At 75.5% G+C, this 3,578-nt stretch carries 1 protein-coding gene and 1 pseudogene; one reads left to right on the forward strand and one right to left on the reverse strand.

The annotated features are described in order from the left end of the window. Positions 1-232 precede the first annotated feature (232 nt). Entirely contained in the window at positions 233-889 is a 657-nt protein-coding gene (locus ACIQOV_RS32760; RefSeq protein WP_401054358.1) for a carbohydrate ABC transporter permease, read from the forward strand. Positions 890-1,030: 141 nt separating this feature from the next. On the opposite strand, the pseudogene ACIQOV_RS32765 reads toward ACIQOV_RS32760, so the two are convergent. Further along, positions 1,031-3,472 (reverse strand): annotated as a pseudogene (locus ACIQOV_RS32765) (AMP-binding protein); the annotation flags it as partial. Between the last annotated feature and the right edge of the window lie 106 nt (positions 3,473-3,578).

The following is a 3,578-nucleotide window of genomic DNA, read 5'->3' on the forward strand; positions in this document are numbered from 1 at the left end:
CCCAGGAAGGCACGGCATGACCCACCGGCGTTGGTTCACCCCCTGGCTGCTCGCCGGGCCCGCGATAGTCTGGCTGGCCGTCTTCAACCTCTGGCCGGCCGTCAACACGGTGATCCTGTCCTTCACCAACGCCAAGCCCCTGGGCGGCGGGCGGTTCACCGGACTGGAGAACTTCGGCCGGCTGCTGGACGACGAGCAGCTCGCCGACGCCCTGCTCAACAGCATCGTGTTCATGCTGGTCTGCCTGCCCCTGCTGACCGTCCTGCCGCTGCTGCTCGCCCTGCTGGTGCAGCGCAGGATTCCCGGCATCACGTTCTTCCGCACCGCCTTCTACACCCCGGTGATCGCCTCCGCCGTCGTGGTGGCGCTGATCTGGGGCTGGGTGCTGGACGAACGGGGCCTGGCCAACGGTCTGCTGCAGCAGGCCGGGCTGGCCGGCTCCCCGGTCGCCTTCCTGACCGATCGCTGGCTGCTGCTGTTCAGCGCGATCGCCCTGACCGTCTGGAAGGGCCTCGGCTACTACATGGTCATCTACCTGTCCGCGCTCGCCAACGTCCCGCGCGAGCTGCACGAGGCCGCGGCCGTGGACGGCGCCGGCCCGCTGCACCGGTTCTGGCACGTCACCCTGCCCGGGGTACGCCCGACCATGATCCTGATCTCGGCGCTGATCTCGGTGAGCTCGCTGCGCGTCTTCTCCGAGCTGTACGTGCTCTCCAACGGTCTGGGCGGCCCCGGCGGCCGGGACATGTCGGTGGTGATGCTGATCCAGATGTACAGCCGTGGCTTCAACGGGCACCTGGGCTACGCCTCGGCGCTCAGCCTGCTGCTGTTCGTCGTCACCCTCGGCCCGATGCTGTTCCTGATGCGGCTGAACCGGAAGGCGGCCTGACCCCCCATGACCACCGTCCGTACGCCCCGGTCCCACGACGCGACCACCGACCCCGCCGGCCCCGCCGGCCCCGCCGAACCGGCCCAGGTAGTTGAACCCGATCTGCGGCTGCGCCAGCGGCTCCAGCACCGCCCGCGTGGCCGGGTTCACGTACCGCAGCAGCCCGTACCCCAGACCGTCGCCCGGCACCTGCCGCAGCTGCTCCTTGACCCGCTTGATCAGCCGCGCCGCGTCCGCCCCGCCCGCCCGGACCTCGGCCGTGTCGACCGGACCGGGCTCCAGCCACACCGGATGGACGGCGGTGAACCAGCCGACCGTGCGCGTCAGGTCCATGTCCTCGGCCAGCGGCACCCGGCCGTGCGCCTCCCGGTCGATCAGGAAGCCCTCCGGGGACCGCCCGCCGCGCGCCCGCAGCCACTCGTCGAGCGCCGCCGTCAGCCCGGACAGCAGCACGTCGTCGACCCCCGCGTGGTAGGCCGCGGGCAGGGCCGCCAGCAGCGCTCCCGCCATCGGCGCCGGAACGGTCAGCTCGGCGCGGGACACCCCGCCCCCCACGGTGTCGGTCCGCGGGTCCGGCGCACGCCCGGCGATCGGCGGCTCGACCCGGTCGAGCACCCGCCGCCAGGCCGGCAGCTCGTCCACCGTCCGCTGCGCCCTGGCCCGCTCCGCCAGGGCGCCCGCCCAGCGGCGGAACGAGGTCGGCTCGGGGGCGACGGCCGCCCGCGCCGCGTCCGCGCCCCCGGCGGCCAGGGCCGTGTGGGCGAGCGCCAGATCGGGCATCAGCACCCGCCAGGAGACCCCGTCGATCACCAGGTGGTGGGCCGTCAGCAGTACCAGGGCGCCCTGCGCGGCGCCGCGCTCGACGAGCACGGCCCGCAGCATCACGCCGTCCCGCGGCGCGAGCGCGGCCTCGGCGGCCGCGGCCTGCTCGTCGAGCAGCGCGTCCAGCCGCGCCCCGTCCAGGCCCGCCGCCTCCACCCGGGTCACCAGGTCCGCCGCGGCGACGGCCGGGGCCGTGCCGGGCTCGGGGACCACCAGCCGCCCGTCCGCCTCCTCCAGCCGCGCCCGCAGCACGTCGTGCCGGTCGAGGACGGTGTGCAGCACGGCGGCCAGCAGGCCGGGCGTCAGACCGGGCGGGGCGGTCAGCACCATCGACTGGCTGCCCGCGCGCGCGGCCGAACCCGTGCGGGCCGCGATCTCGTGCATCACCGGGGTCAGCGGCACCGGGCCCCAGGGGACGTCCTCGGGGCGGGCCGCCCGCTCGGCGTCGACCGGCTCGGCCACCCGCGCGAGCTCCGCGGGCGTGCGCAGCTCGAAGACCTGGCGCGGCGTGATCGCCAGCCCGGCCTTGCGTGCCCGCCCCGCCAGCAGCATCGAGGTGATCGAGTCGCCGCCGAGGCCGAAGAACGAGTCCTCCGCGCCCACCCGTTCCAGGTTCAGCACCTCGGCGAAGAGCCGGCACAGCAGCTCCTCCGCGTCGGTGGCCGCGGCGCGCCCCTGCGCCGGGCCGGCGAAGACGGGCCGCGGCAGGGCGGCCCGGTCGACCTTGCCGTTCGCCGTCACCGGCAGCGCCTCCAGCACGGTCACCGAGGCCGGGACCAGGTAGGCGGGCAGCTTCCCGGCGAGGTACTCCACCAGAGCCCGCGGCTCGGGCGGGGCCTCCCGGCCGCCGGCCGGCACCGCGTACCCGGCCAGCCGCTTGCGGCCGTCCGCGTCCTCGACCGCGACCACCAGCGCCTGCGCGACGCCCGGGTGGGCGGCGAGCACGGCCTCGATCTCGGCCGGCTCGACGCGGAACCCGCGGATCTTGAGCTGCTTGTCGGCGCGGCCGAGGAAGAGCAGCTGCCCGTCCCGGGTCCACTGCGCCAGGTCGCCGGTGCGGTACATCCGCGCGCCCTCGGGCTCGCCCTCGGCGGGGAAGGGGCAGGCGACGAAGCGCTCCGCGGTGAGCGAGGCGCGCCCCAGGTAGCCGCGCGCCAGCCCGGCCCCGGCGAGGTAGAGCTCGCCCGTCATGCCGACCGGCACGGGCCGCAGGAACGCGTCCAGGACGAACGCCCTGGTGTTGTCCATCGGCAGGCCCAGCGGCACCGCGTCGGGCACCGCGTCCGGGTCGGTGAAGGGCAGCTGGGTGGCGAAGGCGGTGGACTCGGTCGGGCCGTAGGTGGTGCGCACCACCAGGCCCGGGTGGGAGCGCAGCAGCGTCCGTACGGCGTGCGCGGAGACCACGTCGCCGCCGGTGGACACCTCGCGCACCCCGGCGAAGATGTGCGGGGCCTGCTCCGCGAGCACCCGGAAGTGCCCGGCCGTGGCGTGCACGCTGGTCACCTTCTGGTCCGCGATCAGCCGGCCGCGCTCGACCGTGTCGACGTCCCCGGGCGGCACCAGCACCAGCCGGCCGCCGTGCAGCAGCGTCGTCCAGATCTCGTAGGTGGCGGCGTCGAAGGCGTGGTTGGCCTGCACCAGCACCCGTTCGAGGGTCTCGGCCGACCAGCACCCGTCCAGGCAGAACGCCAGGACGCTGCCGTACGTCACCGCGACGCCCTTGGGCAGGCCGGTGGAACCCGAGGTGTAGACGACGTACATGAGGTTCTCCGGGCGCACCGGCACGGCGGGGAAGGCCGCGCCGTCCCCGTTCGCGGCGGGGGAGCCGGGCGGGCCGGGCGGGCCGGGGGAGTCCGGGCCCGCGGGG

The organism is Kitasatospora sp. NPDC091257 (assembly GCF_044757675.1).
In the GTDB taxonomy this organism is placed as follows: Bacteria; Actinomycetota; Actinomycetes; order Streptomycetales; family Streptomycetaceae; genus Kitasatospora; species Kitasatospora lactacystinica.